The organism is Streptomyces sp. 130 (assembly GCF_007096885.1).
GTDB lineage: Bacteria > Actinomycetota > Actinomycetes > Streptomycetales > Streptomycetaceae > Streptomyces.
In genome coordinates, this window is record NZ_VJNO01000023.1 from 82,145 (window position 1) to 107,315 (window position 25,171).

Annotated in this window: 23 protein-coding genes and 1 pseudogene; 12 read left to right on the forward strand and 12 right to left on the reverse strand. The window is 71.9% G+C overall.

Features of this window, described 5'->3' with window-relative positions; translation table 11 throughout:
* Nucleotides 1-70 precede the first annotated feature (70 nt).
* Genes FKN01_RS20310 through coxB form a run of 3 tightly spaced genes read right to left on the reverse strand, consistent with a single transcriptional unit; the run spans nucleotide 71 to nucleotide 3,161 of the window.
* A complete protein-coding gene (locus FKN01_RS20310; protein ID WP_143622620.1) occupies nucleotides 71-469 on the reverse strand; it encodes a cytochrome c oxidase subunit 4 in 399 nt (132 codons plus the stop codon).
* On the reverse strand, nucleotides 466-2,202 hold the full coding sequence (gene ctaD / locus FKN01_RS20315; protein ID WP_143622622.1) for a cytochrome c oxidase subunit I: 1,737 nt from the start codon (nucleotides 2,200-2,202) through the stop codon (nucleotides 466-468). Before ctaD ends, FKN01_RS20310 begins: the two co-directional genes overlap by 4 nt.
* Entirely contained in the window at nucleotides 2,199-3,161 is a 963-nt protein-coding gene (coxB, locus tag FKN01_RS20320; RefSeq protein ID WP_143622624.1) for a cytochrome c oxidase subunit II, read from the reverse strand. Before coxB ends, ctaD begins: the two co-directional genes overlap by 4 nt.
* A gap of 267 nt (nucleotides 3,162-3,428) precedes the next feature.
* Here coxB and FKN01_RS20325 point away from each other — a divergent pair, with 267 nt between their 5' ends.
* Nucleotides 3,429-4,811 carry a cysteine desulfurase/sulfurtransferase TusA family protein gene (locus tag FKN01_RS20325; protein ID WP_143622626.1) on the forward strand — a complete coding sequence of 461 codons (1,383 nt, stop codon included), beginning with the start codon at nucleotides 3,429-3,431 and terminating at the stop codon, nucleotides 4,809-4,811.
* An 8-nt stretch (nucleotides 4,812-4,819) separates the two neighbouring features.
* Here FKN01_RS20325 and FKN01_RS20330 read toward each other — a convergent pair whose 3' ends face one another.
* Nucleotides 4,820-5,794, reverse strand: a complete 975-nt coding sequence (locus FKN01_RS20330) for a carbohydrate kinase family protein (RefSeq protein WP_143622628.1) — start codon at nucleotides 5,792-5,794, stop codon at nucleotides 4,820-4,822.
* A 156-nt stretch (nucleotides 5,795-5,950) separates the two neighbouring features.
* Here FKN01_RS20330 and FKN01_RS20335 point away from each other — a divergent pair, with 156 nt between their 5' ends.
* Nucleotides 5,951-6,148, forward strand: a complete 198-nt coding sequence (locus FKN01_RS20335) for a hypothetical protein (RefSeq protein WP_143622630.1) — start codon at nucleotides 5,951-5,953, stop codon at nucleotides 6,146-6,148.
* Nucleotides 6,149-6,263: 115 nt separating this feature from the next.
* The gene (locus FKN01_RS20340) at nucleotides 6,264-7,679 is read left to right on the forward strand and encodes a hypothetical protein (RefSeq protein WP_143622632.1); all 1,416 of its coding nucleotides are present in this window, start codon (nucleotides 6,264-6,266) and stop codon (nucleotides 7,677-7,679) included.
* Between the two features lie 77 nt (nucleotides 7,680-7,756).
* Here the strand turns inward: FKN01_RS20340 and FKN01_RS20345 are convergent, their stop codons facing one another.
* Entirely contained in the window at nucleotides 7,757-8,113 is a 357-nt protein-coding gene (locus tag FKN01_RS20345) for an iron-sulfur cluster assembly accessory protein (RefSeq protein WP_018103583.1), read from the reverse strand.
* Between the two features lie 233 nt (nucleotides 8,114-8,346).
* Here FKN01_RS20345 and nadA point away from each other — a divergent pair, with 233 nt between their 5' ends.
* A complete protein-coding gene (gene nadA / locus FKN01_RS20355; RefSeq protein ID WP_398932832.1) occupies nucleotides 8,347-9,543 on the forward strand; it encodes a quinolinate synthase NadA in 1,197 nt (398 codons plus the stop codon).
* Between the two features lie 84 nt (nucleotides 9,544-9,627).
* Here the strand turns inward: nadA and FKN01_RS20360 are convergent, their stop codons facing one another.
* The gene (locus FKN01_RS20360) at nucleotides 9,628-9,993 is read right to left on the reverse strand and encodes a hypothetical protein (RefSeq protein ID WP_143622638.1); all 366 of its coding nucleotides are present in this window, start codon (nucleotides 9,991-9,993) and stop codon (nucleotides 9,628-9,630) included.
* 150 nt (nucleotides 9,994-10,143) lie between these two features.
* Between FKN01_RS20360 and FKN01_RS20365 the strand changes: the two genes are divergently transcribed.
* The 4 genes from FKN01_RS20365 (at nucleotide 10,144) to FKN01_RS20380 (ending at nucleotide 13,745) form a co-directional block, all read left to right on the forward strand.
* Nucleotides 10,144-10,989 (forward strand): helix-turn-helix transcriptional regulator, encoded by an 846-nt coding sequence (locus FKN01_RS20365; RefSeq protein WP_143622640.1) that lies wholly within the window; start codon nucleotides 10,144-10,146, stop codon nucleotides 10,987-10,989.
* A complete protein-coding gene (locus FKN01_RS20370; protein ID WP_143622642.1) occupies nucleotides 10,968-11,162 on the forward strand; it encodes a DUF397 domain-containing protein in 195 nt (64 codons plus the stop codon). The genes FKN01_RS20365 and FKN01_RS20370 overlap by 22 nt, the downstream gene beginning before the upstream one ends.
* 13 nt (nucleotides 11,163-11,175) lie before the next feature.
* Nucleotides 11,176-11,370 carry a DUF397 domain-containing protein gene (locus FKN01_RS20375; RefSeq protein ID WP_143622644.1) on the forward strand — a complete coding sequence of 65 codons (195 nt, stop codon included), beginning with the start codon at nucleotides 11,176-11,178 and terminating at the stop codon, nucleotides 11,368-11,370.
* A 176-nt stretch (nucleotides 11,371-11,546) separates the two neighbouring features.
* Nucleotides 11,547-13,745, forward strand: coding sequence for a tetratricopeptide repeat protein (locus tag FKN01_RS20380; protein WP_143622646.1), 2,199 nt, complete (start codon nucleotides 11,547-11,549; stop codon nucleotides 13,743-13,745).
* 73 nt (nucleotides 13,746-13,818) lie between these two features.
* On the opposite strand, the gene FKN01_RS20385 is transcribed toward FKN01_RS20380, so the two are convergent.
* The 5 genes from FKN01_RS20385 to FKN01_RS20405 all read right to left on the reverse strand — a co-directional run bounded on the left by FKN01_RS20385 (nucleotide 13,819) and on the right by FKN01_RS20405 (nucleotide 20,292).
* Nucleotides 13,819-16,971 carry an efflux RND transporter permease subunit gene (locus FKN01_RS20385; RefSeq protein ID WP_143622648.1) on the reverse strand — a complete coding sequence of 1,051 codons (3,153 nt, stop codon included), beginning with the start codon at nucleotides 16,969-16,971 and terminating at the stop codon, nucleotides 13,819-13,821.
* Nucleotides 16,972-17,144: 173 nt separating this feature from the next.
* Nucleotides 17,145-17,837, reverse strand: a complete 693-nt coding sequence (locus FKN01_RS20390) for a response regulator transcription factor (protein ID WP_143622650.1) — start codon at nucleotides 17,835-17,837, stop codon at nucleotides 17,145-17,147.
* Nucleotides 17,834-19,102 carry a sensor histidine kinase gene (locus FKN01_RS20395; protein WP_143622652.1) on the reverse strand — a complete coding sequence of 423 codons (1,269 nt, stop codon included), beginning with the start codon at nucleotides 19,100-19,102 and terminating at the stop codon, nucleotides 17,834-17,836. Before FKN01_RS20395 ends, FKN01_RS20390 begins: the two co-directional genes overlap by 4 nt.
* A gap of 125 nt (nucleotides 19,103-19,227) precedes the next feature.
* Nucleotides 19,228-19,506, reverse strand: a complete 279-nt coding sequence (locus FKN01_RS20400) for a PspA-associated protein PspAA (protein WP_143622653.1) — start codon at nucleotides 19,504-19,506, stop codon at nucleotides 19,228-19,230.
* A 9-nt stretch (nucleotides 19,507-19,515) separates the two neighbouring features.
* Nucleotides 19,516-20,292 (reverse strand): PspA/IM30 family protein, encoded by a 777-nt coding sequence (locus FKN01_RS20405; RefSeq protein ID WP_073965547.1) that lies wholly within the window; start codon nucleotides 20,290-20,292, stop codon nucleotides 19,516-19,518.
* A 274-nt stretch (nucleotides 20,293-20,566) separates the two neighbouring features.
* Here FKN01_RS20405 and FKN01_RS20410 point away from each other — a divergent pair, with 274 nt between their 5' ends.
* The 3 genes from FKN01_RS20410 (at nucleotide 20,567) to FKN01_RS20420 (ending at nucleotide 23,357) form a co-directional block, all read left to right on the forward strand.
* Nucleotides 20,567-21,166 carry a DUF3043 domain-containing protein gene (locus tag FKN01_RS20410; protein WP_143622655.1) on the forward strand — a complete coding sequence of 200 codons (600 nt, stop codon included), beginning with the start codon at nucleotides 20,567-20,569 and terminating at the stop codon, nucleotides 21,164-21,166.
* A gap of 107 nt (nucleotides 21,167-21,273) precedes the next feature.
* The gene (locus FKN01_RS20415) at nucleotides 21,274-22,008 is read left to right on the forward strand and encodes a methyltransferase domain-containing protein (protein ID WP_185992920.1); all 735 of its coding nucleotides are present in this window, start codon (nucleotides 21,274-21,276) and stop codon (nucleotides 22,006-22,008) included.
* A gap of 257 nt (nucleotides 22,009-22,265) precedes the next feature.
* Nucleotides 22,266-23,357 carry a S1C family serine protease gene (locus FKN01_RS20420; protein WP_143622659.1) on the forward strand — a complete coding sequence of 364 codons (1,092 nt, stop codon included), beginning with the start codon at nucleotides 22,266-22,268 and terminating at the stop codon, nucleotides 23,355-23,357.
* 67 nt (nucleotides 23,358-23,424) lie between these two features.
* On the opposite strand, the gene FKN01_RS20425 is transcribed toward FKN01_RS20420, so the two are convergent.
* Nucleotides 23,425-23,637, reverse strand: coding sequence for a hypothetical protein (locus FKN01_RS20425; RefSeq protein WP_143622660.1), 213 nt, complete (start codon nucleotides 23,635-23,637; stop codon nucleotides 23,425-23,427).
* A gap of 136 nt (nucleotides 23,638-23,773) precedes the next feature.
* On the opposite strand from FKN01_RS20425, the pseudogene FKN01_RS20430 reads away from it, so the two are divergent.
* A pseudogene (locus tag FKN01_RS20430) lies at nucleotides 23,774-24,973 on the forward strand (bifunctional adenosylcobinamide kinase/adenosylcobinamide-phosphate guanylyltransferase); the annotation flags it as partial.
* Nucleotides 24,974-25,171: the final 198 nt, after the last annotated feature.

The window sequence follows — 25,171 nt, forward strand, 5'->3', positions numbered from 1 at the left end:
GGGCCGGCCACTTCTTGTCGAAGTGTCGGCCCCCCGTCAGGTGGAGCGGTGTGCTACCGGCGGACCGGTCTCACTGGGTGCGGTTCTCACCGCGGTAGTACTCGAACACCCAGCCGAAGAGGCCGACCAGGAGCAGCGGCGCCGAGAAGAACAGCAGCCACCAGCCGAAGACGATGCCCAGGAAGGCGAAGGCACCGCCGATCGCCAGCGAGAGCGGCTGCCAGCTGTGCGGGGAGAAGAACCCCACCTCGCCGGCCTCGTCCGCGACGTCGGCCTCCTTGTTGTCCTGCGCCATCGCGTCGACCCGCCGGGCCGTGAAGGCCAGGTAGAAGCCGATCATGACGCTCAGGCCGAACGCCAGGAGCAGGGCGGTGGTGCCGACCGGCTCCTTCGACCACACGCCGTACGTGATGGCCATGATGAGGATGAACAGCGCCAGACCGAGGAACATCTTGCCCTGGATCTTCACTTGCCGGCCTCCTTGCCGCCGGCGAGGGCCTTGTCACCCTCAGCGGCGTGGTCCAGCTGCTCCAGCGCCGTGATCTCCGGGTGGTGCAGGTCGAACGCCGGGGATTCGGAGCGGATACGGGGCAGCGTGAGGAAGTTGTGCCGCGGCGGCGGGCAGGAGGTCGCCCACTCCAGCGAACGGCCGTAGCCCCACGGGTCGTCCACCTCGATCTTCTTGCCGTACTTGGCGGTCTTCCAGACGTTGTAGAAGAACGGCAGGATCGACAGGCCGAGCAGGAACGACGAGATGGTCGAGATGGTGTTCAGCGCGGTGAAGCCGTCCGCGGCGAGGTAGTCCGCGTAACGCCGCGGCATGCCCTCCGCGCCCAGCCAGTGCTGCACCAGGAACGTGCCGTGGAAGCCCACGAACAGCGTCCAGAAGGTGATCTTGCCGAGCCGCTCGTCCAGCATCTTGCCGGTGAACTTCGGCCACCAGAAGTGGAAGCCGGAGAACATCGCGAACACCACGGTGCCGAAGACGACGTAGTGGAAGTGGGCGACCACGAAGTACGAGTCGGAGACGTGGAAGTCCATCGGCGGCGAGGCCAGGATGACGCCGGTCAGACCACCGAAGGTGAAGGTGATCAGGAAGCCGATCGCCCAGAGCATCGGTGTCTCGAAGGACAGCGAGCCCTTCCACATCGTGCCGATCCAGTTGAAGAACTTCACCCCGGTGGGCACCGCGATGAGGAACGTCATGAAGGAGAAGAACGGCAGGAGCACACCGCCGGTGACGTACATGTGGTGGGCCCACACGGTCACCGAGAGGCCGGCGATGGAAATCGTCGCGGCCACCAGGCCGATGTACCCGAACATCGGCTTGCGGCTGAATACCGGGATCACTTCGGAAATGATCCCGAAGAATGGCAAGGCGATGATGTACACCTCTGGATGGCCGAAGAACCAGAAGAGGTGTTGCCACAGCAAGGCGCCGCCGTTGGCCGCGTCGAATACATGGGCACCGAATTTACGGTCCGCCTCCAGGGCGAACAGCGCGGCGGCCAGGACCGGGAAGGCCAGCAGGACCAGCACACCGGTCAGCAGCACGTTCCAGGTGAAGATCGGCATGCGGAACATCGTCATGCCGGGCGCGCGCATGCAGATGATCGTGGTGATGAAGTTGACCGAACCGAGGATCGTGCCGAAGCCGGAGAAGGCCAGACCCATGATCCACATGTCGGCGCCGACACCCGGCGAACGGACGGCGTCCGAGAGCGGGGAGTAGGCGAACCACCCGAAGTCGGCGGCACCCTGCGGGGTGATGAAGCCGGCCACCGCGATGATCGAGCCGAAGAGGTACAGCCAGTAGGCGAACATGTTCAGCCGCGGGAACGCCACGTCGGGCGCGCCGATCTGCAGCGGCATGATCCAGTTCGCGAAGCCCGCGAACAGCGGCGTCGCGAACATCAGCAGCATGATCGTGCCGTGCATCGTGAACGCCTGGTTGAACTGCTCGTTCGACATGATCTGCGTGCCCGGCCGGGCCAGCTCGGCGCGCATGAAGAGCGCCATCAGGCCGCCGATGCAGAAGAAGGCGAACGATGTGACCAGGTACATCGTGCCGATCGTCTTGTGGTCAGTGGTGGTCAGCCACTTGACGACGACGTTTCCCGGCTGCTTCCGCCGGACCGGCAGCTCGTCCTCGTACGAGTCGTCTGCTGCCGCGGCACCCTGAGGTTCGTTGAGGATGCTCACAGTTTGTTCGTCTCCGCATTCCTGGCCGGGTCAGTCTGCTCGATACCGGCCGGCACGTAGCCCTTCTGGCCCTTCTTCGCCAGCTCCTTGAGGTGCGCCTGGTACTCGTCCGGGGAGACGACCTTGACGTTGAAGAGCATCCGGGAGTGGTCGACGCCGCAGAGCTCGGCGCACTTGCCCATGAAGGTGCCCTCCTGGGTGGGGGTCACCTCGAAGGCGTTGGTGTGGCCCGGAATGACGTCCTGCTTCATGAGGAACGGCACCACCCAGAAGGAGTGGATGACGTCACGGGAAGTCAGGATGAAACGGACCTTCTCCCCCTTGGGCAGCCACAGGGTCGGGCCGGGGTTGCCCGTGTCCGGGTTCCGGTCTCCCGGGATGCCGACGTCGTAGACGCCGTCCGCACCCTTGGGGAAGTCCTTGCGGAACCTGTTCGGGATGGCGTCGAGCTCCTTGGGGACCTCGTTGCCCGTGGCGGCGGAGCCGTCCACGTTCTCGATGTAGTTGAAGCCCCAGCTCCACTGGTAGCCGACCACGTTGATGGTGTGGGCGGGCTTCGGGGAGAGCGTGAGGAGCTTCGTCTCGTCCCGTGCGGTGAAGTAGAACAACACCGAGACGATGATCAGGGGGACCACGGTGTACAGCGCCTCGATGGGCATGTTGTACCGGGTCTGCGGAGGTACCTCCACCTTGGTGCGGCTGCGCCGGTGGAAGATGACGCTCCACAGGATCAGGCCCCAGACCAGCACGCCCGTGGCGAGCGCTGCCGCCCACGAGCCCTGCCAGAGGGAAAGGATCCGGGGGGCCTCTTCCGTTACCGGCGTAGGCATACCAAGGCGGGGGAAGTCCTTGTACGTGCAACCGGTGGCGGTCGCCAGGATCAGGCCCGCAGTCAGCACCTGCGGCAGCTTCCGCCGCATCGGGCGCCGCGACGAGCGGTCGGAGCCGTTGGGACTCACGTAGCGCCTTCCCGAGAGTCTCGCCCGCACGGTCGGCGCGGCCGTCTCGCTGGTCGGTCGCCGGCCCTGTACGGGCAGGGGTTTGGATGTTTATGCGGACCAAACCCTACTGGACGCTATTTGGGGTCGCGCGGGGAGGGTGCCCAACGCGCCGCCCGACTCCCCGAAGGGGTGGAATTCGCGCCTCCGGCTGCCATCTGACGCCCCCTCCACGCGGGAGGGCGGCCGGTGGCGGGCGGCGGGGGTGCTCCCGGCTAGCGTGACCGGGTGCCCTACTTCGACGCGGCGTCCGCCGCCCCCCTGCATCCCGTCGCCCGCCAGGCGCTGCTTGCCGCGCTGGACGAGGGCTGGGCCGATCCGGCCCGGCTGCACCGCGAGGGACGCCGCGCCCGGCTGCTGCTCGACGCGGCCCGGGAGGCGGCGGCCGAGGGCGTCGGGTGCCGCCCGGACGAGCTCACCTTCACCTCGTCGGGCACCCAGGCGGTGCATTCCGGAATTTCCGGCGCGCTCGCCGGTCGTCGGCGTGTCGGACGCCGTCTGGTGGTGTCGGCGGTCGAACACTCGTCGGTCCTGCACGCGGCGGCGGACCACGAGGACCGGGGCGGCACGGTCGCCCGGGTCCCGGTGGAGCGGACCGGCGCGGTGGACGCACAGGCGTTCGGGCGGGCGCTGACCGAGGACACCGCGCTCGCCTGCCTCCAGTCCGCCAATCACGAGGTGGGCACCGAGCAGCCGGTGGCCGAGGCGGCCGGGCTGTGCCGGGCGGCCGGGGTGCCGCTGCTGGTGGACGCGGCGCAGTCGCTGGCCTGGGGCCCGGTGCCGGAGGGCTGGTCGCTGCTGGCGGGCAGCGCGCACAAGTGGGGCGGGCCGGCCGGGGTCGGGCTGCTCGCGGTGCGCAAGGGGGTGCGGTTCGCGCCCCAGGGGCCGGCGGACGAGCGGGAGTCGGGGCGGGCGCCGGGGTTCGAGAACCTGCCGGCGATCGTCGCGGCGGCGGCGTCCCTGCGCGCGGTGCGGGCGGAGGCGGACGCGGAGGCGGTCCGGCTGCGGGCACTGGTGGACCGCATCCGGGCCCGGGTGCCCGCACTGGTGCCCGATGTGGAGGTGGTCGGCGACCCGGTGCGGCGGCTGCCGCACCTGGTGACCTTCTCCTGTCTCTATGTCGACGGGGAGACTCTGCTCGGGGAGCTGGACCGGGCCGGTTTCTCCGTGTCGTCCGGTTCGTCCTGCACGAGCAGCACGCTGACGCCGAGCCATGTGCTCAAGGCGATGGGCGTCCTGTCGGAGGGCAACGTCCGCGTGTCGCTGCCCCGGGGCACCACGGAGGAAGACGTCGACCGGTTCCTGGAGGTGCTGCCGGGGCTGGTCGCCGGGGTCCGCGAGAAGCTCGGCGCGCCGGCCGCCGCGGCCCCCTCCCCCGCCCCGGACGACTCGCTGGTGGTCGACGCGCTGGGCAAGCGGTGCCCGATCCCGGTGATCGAGCTCGCAAAGGTGATCGGAGGGGTGCCGGTGGGCGCCACCGTGACCGTGCTCTCCGACGACGAGGCGGCCCGGCTGGACATCCCGGCCTGGTGCGCGATGCGCGAACAGGAGTACGTGGGCGAGGAGCCGGCGGACCGGGGCGCGGCCTATGTGGTCCGCCGGCTCTCCTGACGGGGTGCTCAGGCGAGGTGCGCGTGGACCTCGGCGGCGGCCTCGTGGCCGTACGCCTTGGTGAAGCGGTCCATGAAGTGGGCGCGGTGGAGGGTGTACTCCTGGGTGCCCACGGTCTCGATGACCAGCGTGGCGAGCATGCAGCCGACCTGGGCGGCGCGCTCCAGGCCGACGCCCCAGGCGAGGCCGGAGAGGAATCCGGCGCGGAAGGCGTCGCCGACGCCGGTCGGGTCGGCCTTGACGTTCTCCTCCGGGCAGCCGACCTCGATGGGCTCCTCGCCGGCCCGCTCGATGCGCACGCCCCGGGCGCCGAGCGTGGTGACCCGGTGGCCGACCTTGCCCAGGATCTCCTCGTCGGTCCAGCCGGTCTTGGACTCGATGAGCCCCTTCTCGTACTCGTTGGAGAAGAGGTACGTGGCGCCTTCGAGGAGGACGCGGATCTCGTCGCCGTCCATGCGGGCGATCTGCTGCGAGAAGTCGGCGGCGAACGGGATGCCGCGCGTACGGCACTCCTCCGTGTGGCGGAGCATGCCCTCCGGGTCGTCGGCGCCGATCGAGACGAGGTCGAGGCCGCCCACGCGGTCGGCGACGGCCTTGAGCTCGATGAGGCGGGCCTCGCTCATGGCGCCGGTGTAGAAGGAGCCGATCTGGTTGTGGTCGGCGTCCGTGGTGCAGACGAAGCGGGCGGTGTGCAGGACCTCGGAGATCCGCACACCGCTGGTGTCGACGCCGTGCCGGTCGAGCCAGGCGCGGTACTCGTCGAAGTCGGAGCCGGCCGCGCCGACCAGGATCGGCCTGGTGCCGAGCAGGCCCATGCCGAAGCAGATGTTCGCGGCCACCCCTCCCCGGCGTACGTCCAGGTTGTCGACCAGGAAGGAGAGCGAGACCGTGTGCAGCTGGTCGGCGACCAGCTGGTCGGCGAAGCGGCCGGGGAAGGTCATGAGGTGGTCGGTGGCGATGGAGCCGGTGACTGCGATACGCACGGGGAGACGTCTCCTGCGGAGGTCGAGGGGAACGGATGTCCGCGTCCCAGGGGTGACGTGACAGTTCACGCTACCCGCTCCCGCTCACCTCGAAGCGGAAAAACTACCCGATAGTAGGGCTTTCTTCGCGGGCCCGGTGGTGCCTACGGTGCCGTTATGTCGAACACCATCGCCCCGCGCGAGTCCGAGACCGGTCTGGCCGAGCTGCGCGGAGACTGCGCCCGGATGGCCCCGCACTGGGTGGTCCCCGCGAGGGTCACGCCTGCCCGCGTCGCGCCCGCCCTGATCAACGGGGTCACCGTGCCGCCCGCCTCCGCCCGGCTCGTCGACGCGATGGAGGACAGGCTCTGGTAGGAGGACAGGCTCCGGGGAACCAGCTGACCCACTGTTCCGTCCCAGCACTGTCCGCCCCACGCGGCGGACCGTGCGCCGGCCGGGCGCACGGCGAAGCAGGCGAAGGAGCGATCCGGTGAGCAGCGAGCGACCCGACAACGACGTGTCCACCACCCGGCGGCGTTCCCCGCTGGTCGCGGCCTCGGTGGCGGCTGCCGTCCTGCTGGCCGGCGGCGGCGGAGCGTACTGGGCCGCGACCGCGGCGGACGGCGGCGACGGCACACCGAGCGCGGCGTCCGGCGGCGGCTCCGCTCCCCCGCCCCTGGCCCTGGACGACGCCGGAACACCGTCCGCCCCGTCCCGCGAGGGCATCGCCCCCGGCGAGCCCGATCCGCACGGCGGGCGGCTGGTCTACCGCGCGTCCGGGAAGCTGCCGGACGGGCCGGAGAAGGCCGCCGTCCAGCGCGCCGGGGGCACGGTCACGGCCGCCGAGGTGACGAGGCTGGCGAAGGCGCTCGGCCTGGCCGGCACCCCGCGGCCGGAGGCCACCTCCTGGAAGGTCGGCTCCGACGGGGACGGCTCGGGTCCGGTGCTGCGGGTGAACAAGCAGGCGCCGGGGAGCTGGACCTTCACCCGGTACGGCTCCGGCGGGACGGACAACTGCAAGAAGGGGGCCGTCTGCTCGGTGGCCCCGGGCGGCACCGGTCAGCCGGTGGACGAGAAGACCGCGAAGGCCGCCGCCGCGCCGGTGCTGAAGGCGGTGGGCCAGGACGGCGCGGCGCTCGACGCGGGGCAGCTCATGGGCTCGGTCCGGGTGGTCAACGCCGATCCGGTGGTGGACGGGCTGCCCACGTACGGCTGGGCGACCGGCGTCCAGGTGGGCCCGGACGGTCAGGTGACCGGGGGCGCCGGGAAGCTGAAGGCCCCGGAGAAGGGCGACGCCTATCCGGTGATCGGGGCGGCCGAGGCGCTGGAGCGGCTGAACGCGGCGCAGCCTCCGGCCGGGGAGATCGGCGGGTGCGCCTCACCGGCCCCGCTGTCGGACGGGGTCGGCTGCGGGGCGAGGACCGGCGCGGAGCGGCCCGCGACGACGGTGGCGGTGAAGAAGGCGGTGTTCGGCCTGGCGGCGCACACGTCGGGCGGCGAGCAGCTGCTCGTACCGTCGTGGATCTTCTCGGTGGAGCCGGCCGGGGGCGTCGGTGACACGGTCACGCAGGTGGCGGTGGACCCTGAGCACCTGACGCGGAAGCCGGTGCCGGGCGAGTCCGCGGGCGGCGGGGACGGTACGACGAAGGACCGGGCGATCCGGTCGTACAGCGCGGACGGGCGGACGCTCGCGGTGACGTTCTGGGGCGGGGTGTGCGGTACGTACACGGCGAGCGCGCGTGAGGACGGGCACACGGTCCGGGTGTCCGTGACGGAGAAGCGGGACCCGGACAAGGTCTGCGTGATGATCGCGAAGGAGCTGACCCGTACGGTCACGCTGGAGCGTCCGCTGGACGGCCGGAAGGTCGTGGACGAGGCGTCGGGCTCCGTGGTGCCGCGCGCCTGAGCTTCCTCGTACGCCTACGACGACGGCGGCCCCGGGACCGAGGTCCCGGGGCCCCCGTCTCGACGCTGTGGCGCGGCTCAGCTGAAGGAGTCGCCGCAGGCGCAGGAACCCGTGGCGTTCGGGTTGTCGATGGTGAAGCCCTGCTTCTCGATGGTGTCGACGAAGTCGACCGAGGCGCCGCCCAGGTACGGGGCGCTCATGCGGTCGGTGACGACCTTCACGCCGTCGAAGTCCTTGACGACGTCGCCGTCGAGGGAGCGCTCGTCGAAGAAGAGCTGGTAGCGCAGGCCCGAGCAGCCGCCGGGCTGGACGGCGACGCGAAGCGCCAGGTCGTCACGGCCTTCCTGCTCCAGAAGGGCCTTGACCTTGGCTGCGGCGGCGTCGGACAGGAGGATGCCGTCGCTCACGGTGGTGGTCTCGTCCGATACGGACATCTGCTTCTCTCCCGGGTTGTACGGAGACTGCTTGCCGACGTTGCAACCGTCGGGGCCGCGGATTCATTCCGGGCCGAGCGCTTGCCTGTTCCCTTCATGCTCGCACACCCGGCCTGCGGGCGGATGCGTCACATTGACGCTTTCGTCATCGTCAAAGTGACGTGAAGCGGCTATGATAGATAGCGTCAATTAGACGAAAAGGCTTCTCCGCGGAGAAGTCCGCAGAAGAAAGGGTGCGTGACGTGACCACGGCCCACCCCGTCCAGGATCTCGATGTCCAGCCGACGCCGCTCGCCCTGCTCCTGCTGGGCCGCGACGCCGACCCGAGGAGCGAGCGCGGTGTCGAGTGCCCCGGCGACCTGCCCTCCCCGTCCGACCCGGACCTGGTGGCACGCGCCCGCGCGGCGAAGGAGAAGCTGGGCGAGAAGGTCTTCGTCCTGGGTCACCACTACCAGCGCGACGAGGTCATCCAGTTCGCGGACGTGACCGGTGACTCCTTCAAGCTCGCCCGGGACGCCGCCGCGCGCCCGGAGGCGGAGTACATCGTCTTCTGCGGTGTGCACTTCATGGCCGAGTCGGCGGACATCCTGACCACCGACGACCAGAAGGTCGTGCTGCCGGACCTGGCGGCGGGCTGCTCGATGGCCGACATGGCCACCGCCGAGCAGGTCGCGGAGTGCTGGGACGTGCTGACCGACGCGGGCGTCGCCGAGCAGGTCGTGCCCGTCTCGTACATGAACTCCTCCGCCGACATCAAGGCGTTCACCGGCCGGCACGGCGGCACGATCTGCACCTCTTCCAATGCGAAGCGGGCCCTGGAGTGGGCCTTCGAACAGGGCGAGAAGGTCCTCTTCCTGCCGGACCAGCACCTGGGCCGCAACACCGCCGTGCGGGACATGGGCATGTCCCTGGAGGACTGCGTCCTCTACAACCCGCACAAGCCGAACGGCGGCCTGACCGCGGAGGAGCTGCGGAACGCGAAGATGATCCTGTGGCGCGGTCACTGCTCGGTGCACGGCCGCTTCTCGGTGGAGTCCGTCAACGACGTGCGCGAGCGCATCCCCGGCGTCAACGTGCTGGTGCACCCCGAGTGCAAGCACGAGGTCGTGGCCGCCGCGGACTACGTCGGCTCGACGGAGTACATCATCAAGGCCCTGGAGGCGGCCCCGGCCGGCTCGAAGTGGGCGATCGGCACCGAGCTGAACCTCGTCCGCCGCCTGGCGAACCGTTTCGCCCCCGAGGGCAAGGAGATCGTCTTCCTCGACAAGACGGTCTGCTTCTGCTCCACGATGAACCGCATCGACCTGCCGCACCTGGTCTGGACCCTGGAGTCCCTGGCCGAGGGCAAGCAGGTCAACCGGATCGTGGTGGACCCGGAGACGGAGAAGTACGCCAAGCTGGCGCTGGAGCGGATGCTGGCGCTGCCGTAGGGGCCGCCCCCATTCGGACGGCCGCCGCGCCCGGGACACCGGCGCGGCGGCCCCGGAGCGGGCCGCGCCTCCGGCGTCAGCGGTTCAAGCCCCTCCGATGCCGGCCCCCGGGCCCGCCGCGCCCGCCGTGGCTTCCTCGGCCTCCGCACGCGTAAGGGCGGGGGCCAATCGGTAACCCCGGCTCTCCGCGATCCGCAGGGCGTCCTGCAACGACTCCGCCAGGCGGGTCCCCGTGAAGCGCAACTCCCGTGTGCCCACGCCCGTTTCGGCGAGGAGCGCCCGCGCCTCGCGCAGGACGTACTGGGCCGACTCCAGCAGGTCCGTCTCCACCTCGTCGGCCAGCCGCGACATCCGGCCGCCGGGGTCGTCGGTGCTCAGATAGCACGGGGTCCCGCTGTCGCCGACCCAGGGGAGCAGCCGCATCGGGGTCCCCTGCGCATCGAACATCATGTCGCTTCCGCCTCCGTTCGGGGAGCACTCTGGCCCCCGGTCGCACCCGCTGGTTACGGTGTGTGCCGCAATCGTCGCGCTGTGGCGGGTCTCCCCAACAGGGCCGCCGCGTCCCGACGTTCAACACGGGACACCCGGAAGGCCCGCTCCATGACGTTCAGGCCCCAGCCGCTCTCCCCCTTCACCTCCGCGCGCCACTACTTCGGCTCGGAGCTACGCCGCCACCGCGAGCGCGCGAAGCTCTCCCTCGTACAGCTGGCGGACATCGTCAACTCCAGCAAGAGCACGCTCGCGCGGATCGAGACGGCGGAGCTGATGCCCCCGCCGGACATGCCCAGCTGCCTGGACGTCGCCTTCGGGACGGACGAGCACTTCACGGGCCTCTACGGGCTGGCCAAGCAGGAGATCCACCCCGACAAGTACCGGCGGTACATGAACTTTGAAGCCGAGGCGGTACTCATAGAGCAGTACGGGGCGCAAGCTCTGCCCGGACTGCTCCAGACCGAGGCGTACGCGCGCGAGTTCCTGCGCTGTCAACGCGACTTGAGCGCCGAGCAGGTGGAGGAGCGCGTAGCCGCACGGATGTCCCGACAGGAGAGGCTGAACTCGGCCTCGGCCCCCTTCCGGTGGGCGATCATCGATGAGGCCGCGTTACGGCGGCGAATGGGGTCTCCCGCCGCCATGCACCAGCAGTTGGCCTCCTTGCTCGCGCAGGCCGATACACCGAAGAGCAGTATCCAGGTCATGCCGTTCAGCGCGGGGCTTCACTACCTCATGGGCAGCGCGCTTACGTTGCTCACCCTCGCCGACGGCAGGAAGGTGGCTTACGAGGAAGGCATCGAGGCCGGGCAGCTCTACGAGGACAGTGAGAAGGTGGCACAGTGGCAGCGGCACTACGAGGTCCAGCGCGCCAACGCCCTCTCGCTCCGCGAGTCGGCGCAGATGATCCGGACCATCATGGAGGACTACGAACCGTGCGACACATCCCCGAGCTGAGTTCCGCCCGTTGGCGCCGCAGCAGCTACAGCAACGCCAACGGGGGCGAATGCGTCGAGATCAGCGACGACTTCCCCGGCGTCGTCCCCGTACGCGACAGCAAGAACCCCGCCGGACCCACGCTCGTTGTCCGCACCGCCGCCTGGGGCGACTTCGTGTCGTCCCTCAAGTAGAGGACTACCGACCATGACTCACTCCCCCGAGCTGAGTTCCGCCCGCTGGCGCCGCAGCAGCTACAGCAACACCGACGGGGGCGAATGCGTCGAGATCAGCGACGACTTCCCCGGCCTCGTCCCCGTACGCGACAGCAAGAACCCGACAGGCCCCGCGCTCGTCGTCAACGCCGCCGCCTGGGGCGACTTCGTCTCGTCCCTCAAGTAGAGCCCCCGGAACGGTCCGACGGCCTGTCCCACACGCGTGTGTGGGACAGGCCGTTTCCCATTACCACCCAGGGACCGGAAACGGCCGACTTTGTCCGGACCGGCCCCGAGGCGTCCCATCCGTGCATACGCTGCTGTCCATTTCGACGGTGTGTGTACGGGAAGGCGGAGCGCCCGATGGCGTATGAGGCAGATGTGGTGGACGGCGAGGAGCGTGGGCCGGTGGGTACGGCGCTGAGTGATCTCGCGGGAGCTGTGGCGCCCGCGCGGGAGGCTGTAGAGGTCTGCCGGGAGCGCGCCGCGAGCGACCCGGCCGCCGCACACCGGCAGGAACTGGCCACGGCGCTCCACGACCTGGCGGACCGGCTCTCCGCCGCCGGGGACCACAAGGAAGCACTCGCTTCCGAGCGCGAGGCCGCGCGCACGTTCGCCGCGCTCTCCGGGGAGGACCCGGAGTTCTTCCGGCCGGATCTCGCCCGGTCCCTGGCCTCCATGGCCGACAAGACCGCCGCCACCGGGGACCGCACCACGGCGGTGCTCTTCGCGCGCCAGGCGCTGCAACTCCAGCGCGAAGTGGTCAAGGGCACGCCCCCGGCCGGTGTCCCCGAACTGGCCGCGATGCTCAGCAGCCTCGCGACGCACCTCGCCGCCGACGGCGAACTGGCAGAGGCCCTGACGCACGCCGAGGAGGCCGCCGGGCTCTACGGACGCCTCGCCGCCGAGGACCGGGAGGCGTTCCTCCCGGCGTACGCGACGGTCCTCAGCGACGTCAGCAGCCACCGCGCGGCCCTGGGCGATCTGTCCGGGGCGGTCTCGGCGGGCCTGAAGGCGGTCGCCCACCGCCGGGTGCTCGCCGCGCTGGAACCCGCCGAATTCCACCCGGAACTGGCCATCGCGCTCGCCGATCTCGCCGCCCGTCTGAACCGGGCAGGGGAGCCGGACGAGGGGCTGTCGGTCGCGGAGGAGGCCATCGCGCTGCTGCGTGAACTCGTCCCCGGGGCGCCCGTGCTGCGCCCCACCCTCGCGGGAGCCCTCGGCGCCCTGGCCCAGAACCTCGCCGACACCGGCAGCCCGGCGCGGGCCCTGCCGGTGGCCCGGGAAGGGGTGGATCTCTGGCGCCTCCTCGCCGAGGAGAACAGCGGCGCCCACCTCCCCGACCTGGCGCGCGCCCTGCGGGGCCTCGGCAAGCTGCGGGGGATGAACGGCGACGACGAGGGCGCCGTGGACACGGCGCGGGAAGCGGTCGCCACCTACCGCGCGCCGGCCTCGGAGAACCCGCGCGCCTTCGCGGAGGACGTGGTGCACGCGGTCGGGGACCTGGCCCGCGCGCTCGCCCGTACCGGCGACCACGCCGCTGCGGCCGAGGCGTACGCGGAGTGCGCGGCCGAGTTCGCCGAGGCGCACCCCGTGACCGCCCGGCGCCTCGGGGTCGAGCGGAGCGTCTTCCTGCTGGGCTGCCCCGATCCGCTGCCCTCGGAGGGCGTACGCGCACTCGTGTCGTTCCTCGGGCGGGACGCCGGTCTGGAAGCGGGGGACGGCCCGGATCTGGTGACCGTACGGGCGCGGCGGGCGCTGCGCGCCCACGGCGACCGGCGGGAAGTGCGCGAGGCGTGGGAGGCGGAGACCCAGGGGCCCGCGCCCGACTGGCTCTCGCTGCCGGCCGCGACGCTGGAGGCGGTGAGCACCTGGATGTTCGCGCCCGACTGGCCGGCGTCGCGCGACCTGTGGTCCCGGTACGCCGACACGCTCGGCGGCGAGGAGGCGGCGACGGCGCTCGAAGAGCTGGCGCTCCTGGACCCCCTCACCGCACAACGGCACACCGTGCTCCGCGGCTTGGTGCTCGACCACGGCGTGACCGCCGCCTACGATCCGCTGATCCTCTCGGAGCAGCTGGCCGACTGGGTGGGCTGTGAGTCCTGGGCCGAGTCGCGGGCCTACCTCCAGGACCACCCGCGCCTCCTCCAGGTCCAGCCCTCCCCGGACACCCCGCTCTCGCACGTCGCCCTCCTCGATGTCTCGCGTGCGGAGGGCATGGACGCCGCCTATCGGCTGGTGGAGGACCGGGACGCGCTCCAGGCGTACGTGGAGAGGGCGTTGGAGGCCGGTGACGGCACCTCCCTGATGCACGCGGCGGCCATCGAGGGGCAGGTCTTCGAGGACCGCCTGTCCTCCTTCACCCACGCGCAGGTGAGCATGGTGCTCTCGGGGGCCGTCCAGGGCATCGAGCCGGAGGAGCTGGCCGAGCTGAGCCCGCGCGCCCCGGAGGAGATCCGGGGCCGGCTGATGCGGGAGATCGCGGGCCTGAGCGTGCGGTACGCCGAGCCGCACGGGGAACTGTGGCTCCGCATGATGAAGGCGCTCAGCGGGACCGCCTGACCGGGACGGCCCTACGCGAAGGGGCCCGGCCCGCACGAGCGTGCGGGCCGGGCCCCTTGGGCTGCCGGGCGGATCAGGCCTTCGCCGGCTCCGGCTCGTCGGAGGAGTCCTGCGACTCGGCCGGGGCCGGGACGCCGGTCTGCGCGGCCCGCTTGGCGGCCTTCTTGTCCCGGCGGCGCTCCTTGCGGAGCTCCACCATCGCGTACAGCGTCGGCACCAGGAGGAGCGTCAGCAGCGTCGAGGTGATCAGACCGCCGATGACGACGACGGCCAGCGGCTGCGAGATGAACCCGCCCTCGCCGGTGACGCCGAGCGCCATCGGGAGCAGGGCGAAGATCGTCGCCAGGGCCGTCATCAGGATCGGGCGCAGACGGTGGCGGCCACCCTCGACGACCGCTTCGACGACGCCCATGCCCTGGGCCCGGTACTGGTTGATCAGGTCGATCAGCACGATCGCGTTGGTCACCACGATGCCGATCAGCATCAGCATGCCGATCATCGCCGGGACGCCCATCGGGGTGCCGGTGACGACGAGCAGGCCGATCGCGCCGGTGGCGGCGAACGGGATGGAAACCAGCAGGATCAGCGGCTGGATCAGCGACCGGAAGGTGGCGACCAGCAGCATGAAGACGATCGCGATGGCCGCCAGCATGGCCAGGCCCAGGTTCTTGAAGGCGTCGTCCTGGTCCTCGGAGACACCACCGATGGTGGCGGTGGCGCCGTCCGGGAGGTCCAGGGCCTTGATCTTCGTCTGGAGCGTGGTGCTGACCGCGCCGGTGTTGTCACCGGTGGGGCGGGCGGTGATGGTCGCGGCGCGCTGGCCGTCGATCCGGGTCATCGAGACCGGTCCGGGGACCAGCTTCACGTCGGCGATGGTGCCGAGCTTCACCTTGCCGAGCGGAAGATCCTTCAGCTCCTGCATGGTGGTGGCCGGGTGGGCCGACTTCACGACGATGTCGCGTTCGGCGTCGTCCATGATCGCCTTGCCGGACGGGGTGCCGCGCACCGCTCCGGCGACGGCCGCGCCGAGCGTGGCCTGGGTGTAACCGGCTTCGGCGGCCTTCTCGTTGGCCTGCACCGAGATCCGCGGGACGCTCTGCGCCAGGTCGCTCTGGACGTCGGTGACGTCCTTGAGCTTGGCGACCTCGGCGCGGACCTGCTCGGACGCCTTCTTCAGGGCGTCCGCGTCGGCGGCCTTCACCACGACGCTCAGGTCCTGGCTGCCGAAGCCGTCACCGGCGCTGATGGTGGTGTCGCCGATGCCGTCGAGCTTGGCGAGGCCCTTCTCGATGCGGTCCTGGGTGGCCTCGAACTCGGCGGAGTCCTTCAGGGTGACCTGGTAGGACGCCTGGTTGGAGCCGGTGCCGCCACCGAATGCGGCCATGAAGCCGGAGGAGCCGACGGTGACCTGGTAGTCCTTGACGCCCTCGTCGTCGGCGAGGAGCTTCTCGACCTTCTTCGCCGCCTCGTCGGAGGCCGCGAGGCTGGTGCCCGGGTCGAGCTTCTGCTTGATGGAGAGGACTTCCTGCTCGCCCTGGTCGAAGAAGTTGGTCTTCAGCAGGGGGGCCATGCCGAAGGTGCCGAAGAGGACGACGAGGGCGATGACCACGCTGGTGATACGGCGCCGGGTGGCGAACCGCAGCACCGGCACGTAGATCTTCTGGAGGCGGCTGCGCGCCTCCTTCTCCTCGGCCTCGCGGCGCGCCTTCTCCGGGTCCTCGGCGGTGCCCTTGGGGGCGCGCAGGAACCAGTACGACAGGACGGGGACCACGGTCAGCGAGACCAGCAGCGAGGCCAGCAGGGCCGCCGTGACGGTCAGCGAGAACGAGCCGAACAGTTCGCCGACCATGCCGCCGACGAGGCCGATCGGCAGGAAGACCGCGACGGTGGTGAGGGTCGAGGAGGTGACCGCGCCGGCCACCTCCTTGACCGCGGTGATGATCGCCGACTGGCGCTCCTCGCCGTAACCGAGGTGGCGCTTGATGTTCTCCAGGACGACGATCGAGTCGTCCACGACCCGGCCGATCGCGATGGTGAGCGCGCCCAGCGTCAGCATGTTGAGCGACAGGTCGCGGGTCCAGAGCACGATCAGCGCGAGGACCACGGAGAGCGGGATGGAGACCGCGGTGACCAGGGTGGAGCGCAGCGAGGCCAGGAAGACCAGGATCACGATGACCGCGAAGACCAGGCCGAGCGCGCCCTCGGTGGTCAGGCCGGAGATCGCCTTGGAGACGGCCGGGCCCTGGTCCGAGACGACGGTCAGCTCGGCACCGGAACCGAGGTCCCGGCGCAGGTCCGGCAGCTTGTCCTCGACGGCGTTCGAGATGGCGACGGCGCTGCCGTCCTTGTCCATCGTGGCCATGACGGCGAGGCTGGGGCGGCCGTTGGTGCGGGTGATGGAGTCCGCGGCGGCGGCCTCCTGCTTCACCGTCGCGATGTCACCGAGGCGGACCGGCTTGCCGGGCTTGCCGGAGGCCGGGTCCTGACCGGTGACCCGCAGGTCCTCGATCTGCTTCAGCGAGGTGAAGGCGCCGCCGACCTGGACGGTGCGGCTCTTGCCGGACTCCGAGAAGGCGCCGGCGGGCACGGTCGCGCCGCCCGCCTGGAGGGCCTGGGCGAGCGCGGCGGCGTTGAGTCCGGCGGCGGCGAGCTTCTTGTCGTCCGGGGTGACGGAGACCTGGAGGTCGCGCACGCCGTCGATGGAGACCTGGCCGACGCCGTCGATGTCCTCCAGCGCGGGGACGACGGTGCGGTCCAGCTGGTCGGCGAGCGCCTGCTGGTCCTTGTCCGAGGTGACCGCGAGGACCACGGTCGGGATGTCGTCCGTCGAACCGGCGATGACCTGCGGGTCGACGTCCTGGGGAAGCTGGGCGCGGGCCCGGTTCACGGCCTGCTGGATGTCGGCGACGAGCTGCTTGGTGCCCTCGTCACCGAAGTCGAAGGTCGCCATGACGACGGCGCTGCCCTCGCTGGCGGTCGACGTGATGCCGGTGACGCCGTCGACGGCCTTGATGGAGTTCTCGAGCGGTTCGACGACCTGCTTCTCGACCACATCGGGGGACGCACCCTGGTAGGGGGCGAGCACCGACACCATCGGGAGTTCGATGGTGGGCAGCAGCTGCTGCTTGAGCTGCGGGATCGCGATCGCTCCGAAGACGAGCGCGACGATCGAGATCAGACCGATCAGGGCCCTTTGCGCGAGGCTGAATCTGGACAGCCAGGACATGGGTGGGTCTCTTTCTGTGGCTTACGCGGCAGGCGGGCGGGATGCCGGGCCGTGCCCGGGGGACAGATCCCGCCCACCTATACGATCGCCGATCCCCGGACCCGAAGTCCTCGGCCCCAGGTCGCTTTCTCACCCCCCGCATACCGCAGGTGGAGTACGCCCCGGCTGCACCCTCACTCCGTCCGTGGACGCACCAGGCCCGATTCGTACGCTATTACCACCAATTGCGCGCGATCTCGGGCGCCCAGCTTCGCCATCGCCCGGTTCACATGGGTCTTGACGGTCAGTGGGCTGACGACCAGGCGCTCCGCGATCTCGTCGTTGGACAGCCCGCCCGCGACCAGGACCAGCACCTCGCGCTCCCGCGTGGTGAGGGCCGCCAGCCGCTCCGAGTACCCGGCCGCCCCCGGCCCCTCGCCTCCGCCGCCGCCCTGCGCGAGGAACGTGGCGATCAGGCCCTTGGTGGCGGCCGGTGAGAGCAGCGCCTCGCCGCCCGCGGCGATCCGGATCGCGCTGAGGAGTTCGTCCGGCTCGGCGCCCTTGCCGAGGAAGCCCGAGGCCCCGGCGCGCAGCGACTGCACCACGTACTCGTCCACCTCGAACGTGGTGAGCATGACCACGCGGACGTCCGCGAGTTCCGGGTCGGCGCTGATCATGCGGGTGGCGGTGAGTCCGTCCGTGCCGGGCATCCGGATGTCCATCAGCACCACGTCGGGCCGCTCGGCGCGGGCCACCTCCACGGCCTGCGCCCCGTCCGCCGCCTCGCCCACCACCCGCATGTCGGGCTCCGAGTCGACCAGCACCCGGAACGCGCTGCGCAGCAGCGCCTGGTCGTCGGCGAGCAGGACCTTGATGGCCGGTGTCATGTGTCGTCCCCCGTCCGGCCCGCCGCGCCCGGCCGACCGGGCTCCTGCGCGCGGGCCTCGACGGGCAGGATCGCATGGACGCGGAACCCGCCCCCGTAGCGGGGACCGGCGGTGAGGGTGCCGCCCAGGGCGGTGACGCGTTCGCGCATCCCGAGCAGGCCGTGGCCGCCGCCGGAGGCGGAGTCGCCGCCCGCGGGGTTCCCGCGGCCGTTGTCCAGGACCATGACCTCGGCCGTGGCTCCGACCCGTACGACGCTCACCTCGGCCTTGGCGCCCGGGCCCGCGTGCTTGCGGACGTTGGTCAGCGCCTCCTGGATCACCCGGTAGGCGGCAAGGTCGACGGCCGAGGGCAGCGGCGGCTCGCCCTCGGCGGCGCAGGCCACCTCCACGGGCAGCCCGGCCTGGCGCACGCTCTCCACGAGCTGTCCGAGGACCGCGAGGCCGGGGGCCGGTTCGGTGGGGGCCTCCGGGTCGCCGGACTGGCGGAGCAGGCCGACGGTGGCCCGCAGTTCGTTGAGCGCGGACCGGCTCGCCTCGCGGACATGGGCGAGGGCCTGTTTCGCCTGGTCGGGGCGTCGGTCCATGACGTGGGCGGCGACCCCGGCCTGCACGTTGACCAGGGCGATGTGGTGGGCGACGACGTCGTGCAGGTCGCGGGCGATGCGCAGCCGCTCCTCGGCGACCCGGCGGCGGGCCTCCTCCTCGCGGGTCCGTTCGGCGCGTTCGGCGCGCTCCCGGATCGCGTCGACGAACGCGCGCCGGGAGCGGACCGCGTCGCCCGCCGCCCCGGCCATCCCGGTCCAGGCGAAGACGCCCAGGTTCTCCTGGCTGTACCAGGGCGGTGAGCCGAAGAGCATGGCGGCGGCGGTGAGCGCGGCCATGGTGAGCAGCCCGACCCGCCAGGTGGTGGGCCGGTCGGTGCGGGCGGCGACGGTGTACAGCGCGATGACGGCGCTCATCACGACGGGGGCCGGCGGGTCGGCGGTGACCAGTTCCACGACGGTCAGCGCCCCGGTGGCGGCGAGCACCGCCAGCGGTTCGCGGCGCCGCCGGATCAGGGCCAGCGCGCTGAGCACCATCAGCAGCAGGCTGCTCGCGGCGGGGGTGCGGGCGCCGAAGGTGGGCCCGTCGTGCCCGCCGGGGTCCACGAAGGACCCGAAGACCATCGCCACGAGCACGCCCAGGGCGAGCGCGCCGTCCAGCGCGAGGGGGTGGCCGCGCAGCCACTGGCGGACGCGCAGGACGCCGGTTCCGAGGGTGGTCACGTCGGGCTACGTTACGGCGTGCCGCGCGCGGCCCGTCCCGGCCGGCCCGGACGCACCTGTGCCCCGCGTCCGCCGTACGGGCGCGGGGCACAGGGTGCTGGTGCTGGAGTGCGGCCGGACCGGAGTCAGCCGGGGATCAGGCCGTCGTCGCTGAGCATGGCGCGCACCTCTTCGAGGGTCGCGTCCGGCGACGGCAGGATCAGTTCGGACGGCTCCAGGGAGTCGTCCGGCAAGGGGGTGCCGAGTTCGCGCACCCGGGCCAGGAGCGCGTGGAGCGTGGTGCGGAAGCCGGACCCGTCACCCCGCTCCATCTCGGCCAGCAGAGCGTCGTCGAGCTTGTCGAGCTCGGCGAGATGGCTGTCGGCCAGGACCGCCTGGCCCTCCCCCATGATCCGTACGATCATGACGCCGCCTCAGTTCTTGTCGAATTTGTGCGACTGGCTGTTCTGCTGCTGGGCGTCCTGCGGGCCGCCCTCGATCGCCTGCTGCGAGGAGGAGCCGCCGGCCAGCTCGGCCTTCATGCGCTGAAGCTCCAGCTCCACATCCGTACCACCGGAGATGCGGTCCAGCTCGGCGGCGATGTCGTCCTTCGCCGTGCCGGTCGGGTCGTCCAGGGCGCCGGAGGCCAGCAGCTCGTCGATGGCACCCGCGCGGGCCTGGAGCTGCTGCGTCTTGTCCTCGGCCCGCTGGATCGCCAGGCCGACGTCGCCCATCTCCTCGGAGATGCCGGAGAACGCCTCCCCGATCCGGGTCTGCGCCTGGGCCGCCGTGTAGGTGGCCTTGATGGTCTCCTTCTTCGTACGGAAGGCGTCCACCTTGGCCTGGAGCCGCTGGGCCGCGAGGGTGAGCTTCTCCTCCTCGCCCTGCAGCGTGGTGTGCTGCGTCTCCAGATCGGTGACCTGCTGCTGGAGTGCGGCGCGGCGCGACAGCGCCTCGCGGGCCAGGTCCTCGCGGCCGAGCGCGAGCGCCTTGCGGCCCTGGTCCTCCAGCTTCGAGGACTGGCCCTGCAGCTGGTTCAGCTGCAGCTCCAGCCGCTTGCGCGAGGTCGCCACGTCGGCGACTCCGCGGCGCACCTTCTGAAGCAGCTCCAGCTGCTTCTGGTACGAGTAATCAAGGGTCTCGCGCGGATCCTCGGCCCGGTCAAGGGCCTTGTTTGCCTTCGCGCGGAAGATCATTCCCATCCGCTTCATGACACCGCTCATGGGCTTCGCGCGCCCCCTTCTGACTCAACTGGGCTCCAGCACTCCAACAGAACCCACAGTACGGGCCCTGTCTCTATTACCGCACTGTTCGGGCGCCGATGGGCTCCTCCCCAAGGACGACTGTGCCCCCGGTCCGCTCCCGCACAAGGAGTAGGTGACGCCCGTACCGTCCGTCCGTGCACAGTCAGGGACGCGGGCCGTTGCCGGATCGTTCCCGGGCGGCCTGCGGTGATCCGCGAGCGACCCCGTACCCTTGGGCCTTGTGTTCCGTAGCCGCTCCAAGGAAGAGAAGGCCCCCACCGACAAGGTGACGGCGGACCTCTCCAAGACGCCCCGCGACCCGCAGGCCCCCAAGGGTCGCCCCACCCCCAAGCGCAGCGAGGCCCAGTCGCAGCGCCGCCGCGCCTCCAGTGGCGCGCCGCTCGACCGCAAGGAGGCCGCGAGGCGCCAGCGTGAGGCGCGCCGCGTGGACATGGCCAGGCAGCGCGAGGCGCTCGCCAACGGCGACGAGCGCTATCTGCCCGCGCGCGACAAGGGGCCGGTGCGCCGCTTCGTCCGCGACTTCGTGGACTCGCGCTTCTGCATCGCGGAGTACTTCCTGCCGCTCGCCGTGGTCATCCTGATCCTCAGCGTGATCCAGGTGCAGGGCATCCAGAACATCTCGCTGCTGCTCTGGCTGATCGTGATCGTGCTGATCGTGATCGACTCGATCGGGCTCGCGTTCCGGCTGCGCAAGCAGCTGAACGCGCGGTTCCCGGACACGCCCAAGCGCGGCGCGGTCGCCTACGGGCTGATGCGCACGCTCCAGATGCGCCGCCTGCGCCTGCCGAAGCCGCAGGTCAAGCGCGGAGAGCGGCCCTGAGCACCGAGGCGTCCGGCCCGGTCGGCGACGGGTCCGCCGACCGGCCGGCCGGTGCCGTCTCCGGCTTCGCCGGGGCCTCTGCGGCCTGGACCAAGGGCCTGACGGGTCTGCGCAACACCGTGCGCCAGGAGCTGGTCGCCCGGCAGCTGGACGAGCAGATCGCGGCCCGCTTCCCGGTCGGGCAGCGGCTGCGCATCCTGGACGTCGGCATGGGCCAGGGCACGCAGGCGCTCCGGCTGGCCCGGGCCGGGCACACCGTGACCGGCCTGGAATCCGACCCGGAGATGCTGCGGACCGCCCGTGAGGCGCTGGGCGGCGAGCCGGCCGGCATCCGCGAGCGGGTGCGGCTCATCGAGGGCAACGGCCAGGACACCGGGGTCCACTTCCTGCCCGGCAGTTTCGACGTGGTGCTCTGCCACGGCGTGCTGATGTACGTCCAGGAGCCGGACGCCATGGTGGCGGGCCTGGCCCGGATGCTGGCGCCGGGCGGGCTGCTGTCCCTGCTCGTGCGGAACGCCGACGCGCTGGCGATGCGGCCCGGGATGGCCGGGGACTTCGCCGGGGCGCTGGCGGCTTTCGAGTCCGACCGGTACACGAACCGGCTCGGCCTGTCCGTGCGCGCGGACCGGCTGGAGGCGCTGACGGCGACGCTCGCCTCGATCGCGGCGCCGCTGCACGCCTGGTACGGGGTGCGGCTCTTCACGGACAACGTCAGCAACGACGCGGAGCTGCCGCCGGCCGCCGAGCTGGAGCGGGTGCTCGCGGCGGAGGACCGGGCGGGGCGGACGGACCCGTATCGCGGGGTCGCGGCGCTGCTGCATCTGTGCGGCGTACGGGGGTGAGGCCGGGGCGGCGCCGGGCCCGGGGCGTCCGGGCGGGCGTCCTGTCCTCGATCGCCGGACGGGCTGAAGGACTGCCCTCGATCGCCGGGCGGGCTGAAGCATTGCCCTCGATCGCCGAGTGGGCTGAAGGATTGTGCTCGATCGCCGGGCGGGCTGGATGTGTGGCCGCCCGGCTCTGTCATGTGCGGGCTTGATTCTCCGCCCCCTCTGGATGCGCTCAGCGGGCCGCCCTTCGGGGCAAAAGCAATAATCCGGACATGGATGCCATTCACTCCCGTCGCCGTGCGCGGCGGCTGTTGCTGCCCCTGTCCGCGGGTGTCTGCGCGATCGCGCTGGTGAGCGGTTGCTCCGGTTCGGGCGCCCCCGCCGCGGGACCGGACGCGACGGCGTCCGGCTCGGCCCAGCCCGGTCCGGCGTCGAAGGCCGACGGTGATCTGCAGAGCGAGTACCAGTCCGTCATCAACAACGTGCTGCCGTCCGTCGTGCAGATCGACGCGTCCGACAGCCTCGGCTCCGGTGTCGTCTATGACGCCCAGGGCCACATCGTCACCAACGCGCACGTCGTCGGCGACGAGAAGTCGTTCAAGGTCACGGTGGCCACCGGGGAGAAGGTGCTGGGTGCGTCGCTGGTCGCCGCCTACCCCGAGCAGGACCTGGCCGTCATCAAGCTGGACGACGTGCCCGACGGGCTGCGGCCGGCGAAGTTCGGCGACTCGGAGAAGGTCGCGGTCGGGCAGATCGTGCTGGCGATGGGCTCGCCGCTCGGCCTGTCCAGCAGCGTCACCCAGGGCATCGTCTCGGCCCTCGGCCGGACCGTGAGCGAGGGCCGCTCGGGCGGCGGCACCGGGGCGACCATCGCCAACATGGTGCAGACCTCGGCGGCGATCAACCCGGGCAACAGCGGCGGGGCCCTGGTGAACCTGGACAGCCAGGTCATCGGCATCCCGACGCTCGCCGCGTCCGACCCCCAGATGGGCGACAGCGCGGCCCCCGGAATCGGCTTCGCCATCCCGGCCTCGATGGTGCGGACGGTCGCGGACCAGATCATCAAGAACGGCAAGGTCACCGACTCGGGCCGGGCGGCGCTCGACATCACCGGCCGCACGGTCGTCAACGACGACTACCGCCCGGCGGGGGTCGCGATCGTCAGCGTGCGGGACGGCGGCGCGGCCGACGAGGCGGGGCTGCGGGCCGGCGACATCATCGTGAAGGTGGACGACTCCAAGGTCACCACGATCACCTCGCTCTCCGAGGCGCTGGCCGGCCACGAGCCGGGCCAGAAGGCGGAGGTGACGTACACCCGCGGGAGTTCGCAGAAGACCGCCGAGGTCACCCTCGGCGAGATCTGAGCGTACGGCGACGGCCGCCGCCGGCCGGGGTCCGGAAGGGCCCGCCCGGCGGCAGCCGCGCGCGCCGTCAGCCCGCCGCGTCCGCCTGGAGGCTCATCGGGCCGTAGATCTTCGTCCCGTCGTCGAAGAGCGTGACCTGGTCCGCCCCGCCGTCCAGGAGCTCCTTCCAGTACTCACCGAGCCAGGACTCCGCGTCGCCCTGGGTCGTGAACTCCTCCGGCTGCCGCACCGGCTCCGTCTCCGTGCCGTCGGACTTCTCGAACCGCCACGTCCACGCCATGTCCGCCTCCTGGGTAGGTCGTTCCCCTCGGCAGCCTAGCCCTTCCCACCAGCAGGGGAAGGGGCCCTCGGGCCTGTCCGGCGGATCTTCGCCCCCACGTCGCGCACCCCGCGCGGCGACGCGGGAGGATCGGGATGTGGAACTGACTCTGCTCGGCACCGGAGCCCCCGACGGGCTGCCGCGGCCCGACTGCCCCTGCGCCGCCTGCACCCTCGCCCGCGGAGCCGGCAGCCGGGCCGCGACCTCCCTCCTGGTCGACGACGCGCTGCTGCTGGACCTCACGCCGGGGGCGGTGTTCGCCGCCGCCCGCGCCGGCCACTCGCTCACCGGCGTACGCCAGGTCCTGCTGACCCACCCGCACGACGGACCGGCCGTCGAACTGCCCGTCGGGCTGCCTCCGGCGGGCCGGGTGCCGGACGGGCGGGTGCTGACGCTGATCAGCGGACACCGGGTGCGGGCCGTGCCGATGGACGCGCCCGGCACGGGGTACGAGGTGACCTCGCCGGAGGGCACCCGGCTGCTGTACCTCCCGCCGGGCGGCGCACCGGCCGGGCTGACGGACCCGGCGGCGCAGCCCTACGACCTGGTCGCCGGGGACGTCGTCGGGCGGCCCGACGCGGTGGCGCGGCTGCGGGCCGTCGAGGCGATCGGGCCCGCCACCGAGCTGATCGCCGTCCACCTCGGCCACGACGCCCCGCCCGCCCCGGAGCTGGAGCGCCGGCTCGCCGCCGCCGGGGCCCGGGCGGTGCCGGACGGCACGACGCTGGCGGTCGGCGGCTTCCGCGCCCCGGCCGCGGTCCCCCGGCGCACCCTGGTCACCGGTGGCGCCCGGTCCGGGAAGTCCGTCGAGGCGGAACGACGCCTGGAGACGTACCCGGAGGTCGTGTACGTGGCGACGGGCGGCGCCCGGGACGGTGACGCGGACTGGGCGGCCCGGGTCGGGCTGCACCGGGAGCGCCGGCCGGCCGCCTGGCGCACCGAGGAGACCTGCGAGCTCGTGGAGCCGCTGTCGACGGACGGGCCGCCGCTGCTCATCGACTGCCTGTCGCTGTGGCTGACGGACGCGATGGACCGGGTGGACGCCTGGGACGACGCCGCGTGGGCGGAGGGCGGCGAGCGGGCGCTGCGGGCCAGGACGGCGGAGCTGGTCGCCGCGGTGCGCGGGACGCGGCGCACGGTGGTCCTGGTGACCAACGAGGCCGGCTCCGGAGTGGTGCCGGCGACGGCGGCCGGGCGGCGCTTCCGGGACGAGCGGGGCCGGCTGACCGCGGCGGGGGCCGGGGAGTGCGCGCAGGTGCTGCTGGGGGCGGCGGGCCAGGGGCGGCCGCGGCGCGGCGGAGGGCGCGGGGCGGGGGCGGGCGCGGGGCGGGGGCGGGCGCGGGGCGGGCGCGGGGGCCCGGGGCCGGGGTCCGGGGTGCGGGGGCCGGGGCCCGGGGTGCGGGGTGCGGGGGCGCGGGGGGCGGGGGGCCGGGGGGCGTGGCCCAGGGACCGGGCCCGCGGCGACCGCGTGCGGGGGGCGGGGGGCCCGGGGGGC

Excerpts from the sequence above, each read along its gene's own strand:
- FKN01_RS20335 (WP_143622630.1), top strand. The coding sequence starts at position 5,951 with ATGTCGAACACCATCGCCCCGCGCGAGTCCGAGACCGGTCTGGCCGAG.
- FKN01_RS20345 (WP_018103583.1), bottom strand. The coding sequence starts at position 8,113 with ATGTCCGTATCGGACGAGACCACCACCGTGAGCGACGGCATCCTCCTG.
- FKN01_RS20360 (WP_143622638.1), bottom strand. The coding sequence starts at position 9,993 with ATGATGTTCGATGCGCAGGGGACCCCGATGCGGCTGCTCCCCTGGGTC.
- FKN01_RS20365 (WP_143622640.1), top strand. The coding sequence starts at position 10,144 with ATGACGTTCAGGCCCCAGCCGCTCTCCCCCTTCACCTCCGCGCGCCAC.
- FKN01_RS20375 (WP_143622644.1), top strand. The coding sequence starts at position 11,176 with ATGACTCACTCCCCCGAGCTGAGTTCCGCCCGCTGGCGCCGCAGCAGC.
- FKN01_RS20380 (WP_143622646.1), top strand. The coding sequence starts at position 11,547 with ATGGCGTATGAGGCAGATGTGGTGGACGGCGAGGAGCGTGGGCCGGTG.
- FKN01_RS20385 (WP_143622648.1), bottom strand. The coding sequence starts at position 16,971 with ATGTCCTGGCTGTCCAGATTCAGCCTCGCGCAAAGGGCCCTGATCGGT.
- FKN01_RS20390 (WP_143622650.1), bottom strand. The coding sequence starts at position 17,837 with ATGACACCGGCCATCAAGGTCCTGCTCGCCGACGACCAGGCGCTGCTG.
- FKN01_RS20400 (WP_143622653.1), bottom strand. The coding sequence starts at position 19,506 with ATGATCGTACGGATCATGGGGGAGGGCCAGGCGGTCCTGGCCGACAGC.
- FKN01_RS20405 (WP_073965547.1), bottom strand. The coding sequence starts at position 20,292 with ATGAAGCGGATGGGAATGATCTTCCGCGCGAAGGCAAACAAGGCCCTT.
- FKN01_RS20420 (WP_143622659.1), top strand. The coding sequence starts at position 22,266 with ATGGATGCCATTCACTCCCGTCGCCGTGCGCGGCGGCTGTTGCTGCCC.
- FKN01_RS20425 (WP_143622660.1), bottom strand. The coding sequence starts at position 23,637 with ATGGCGTGGACGTGGCGGTTCGAGAAGTCCGACGGCACGGAGACGGAG.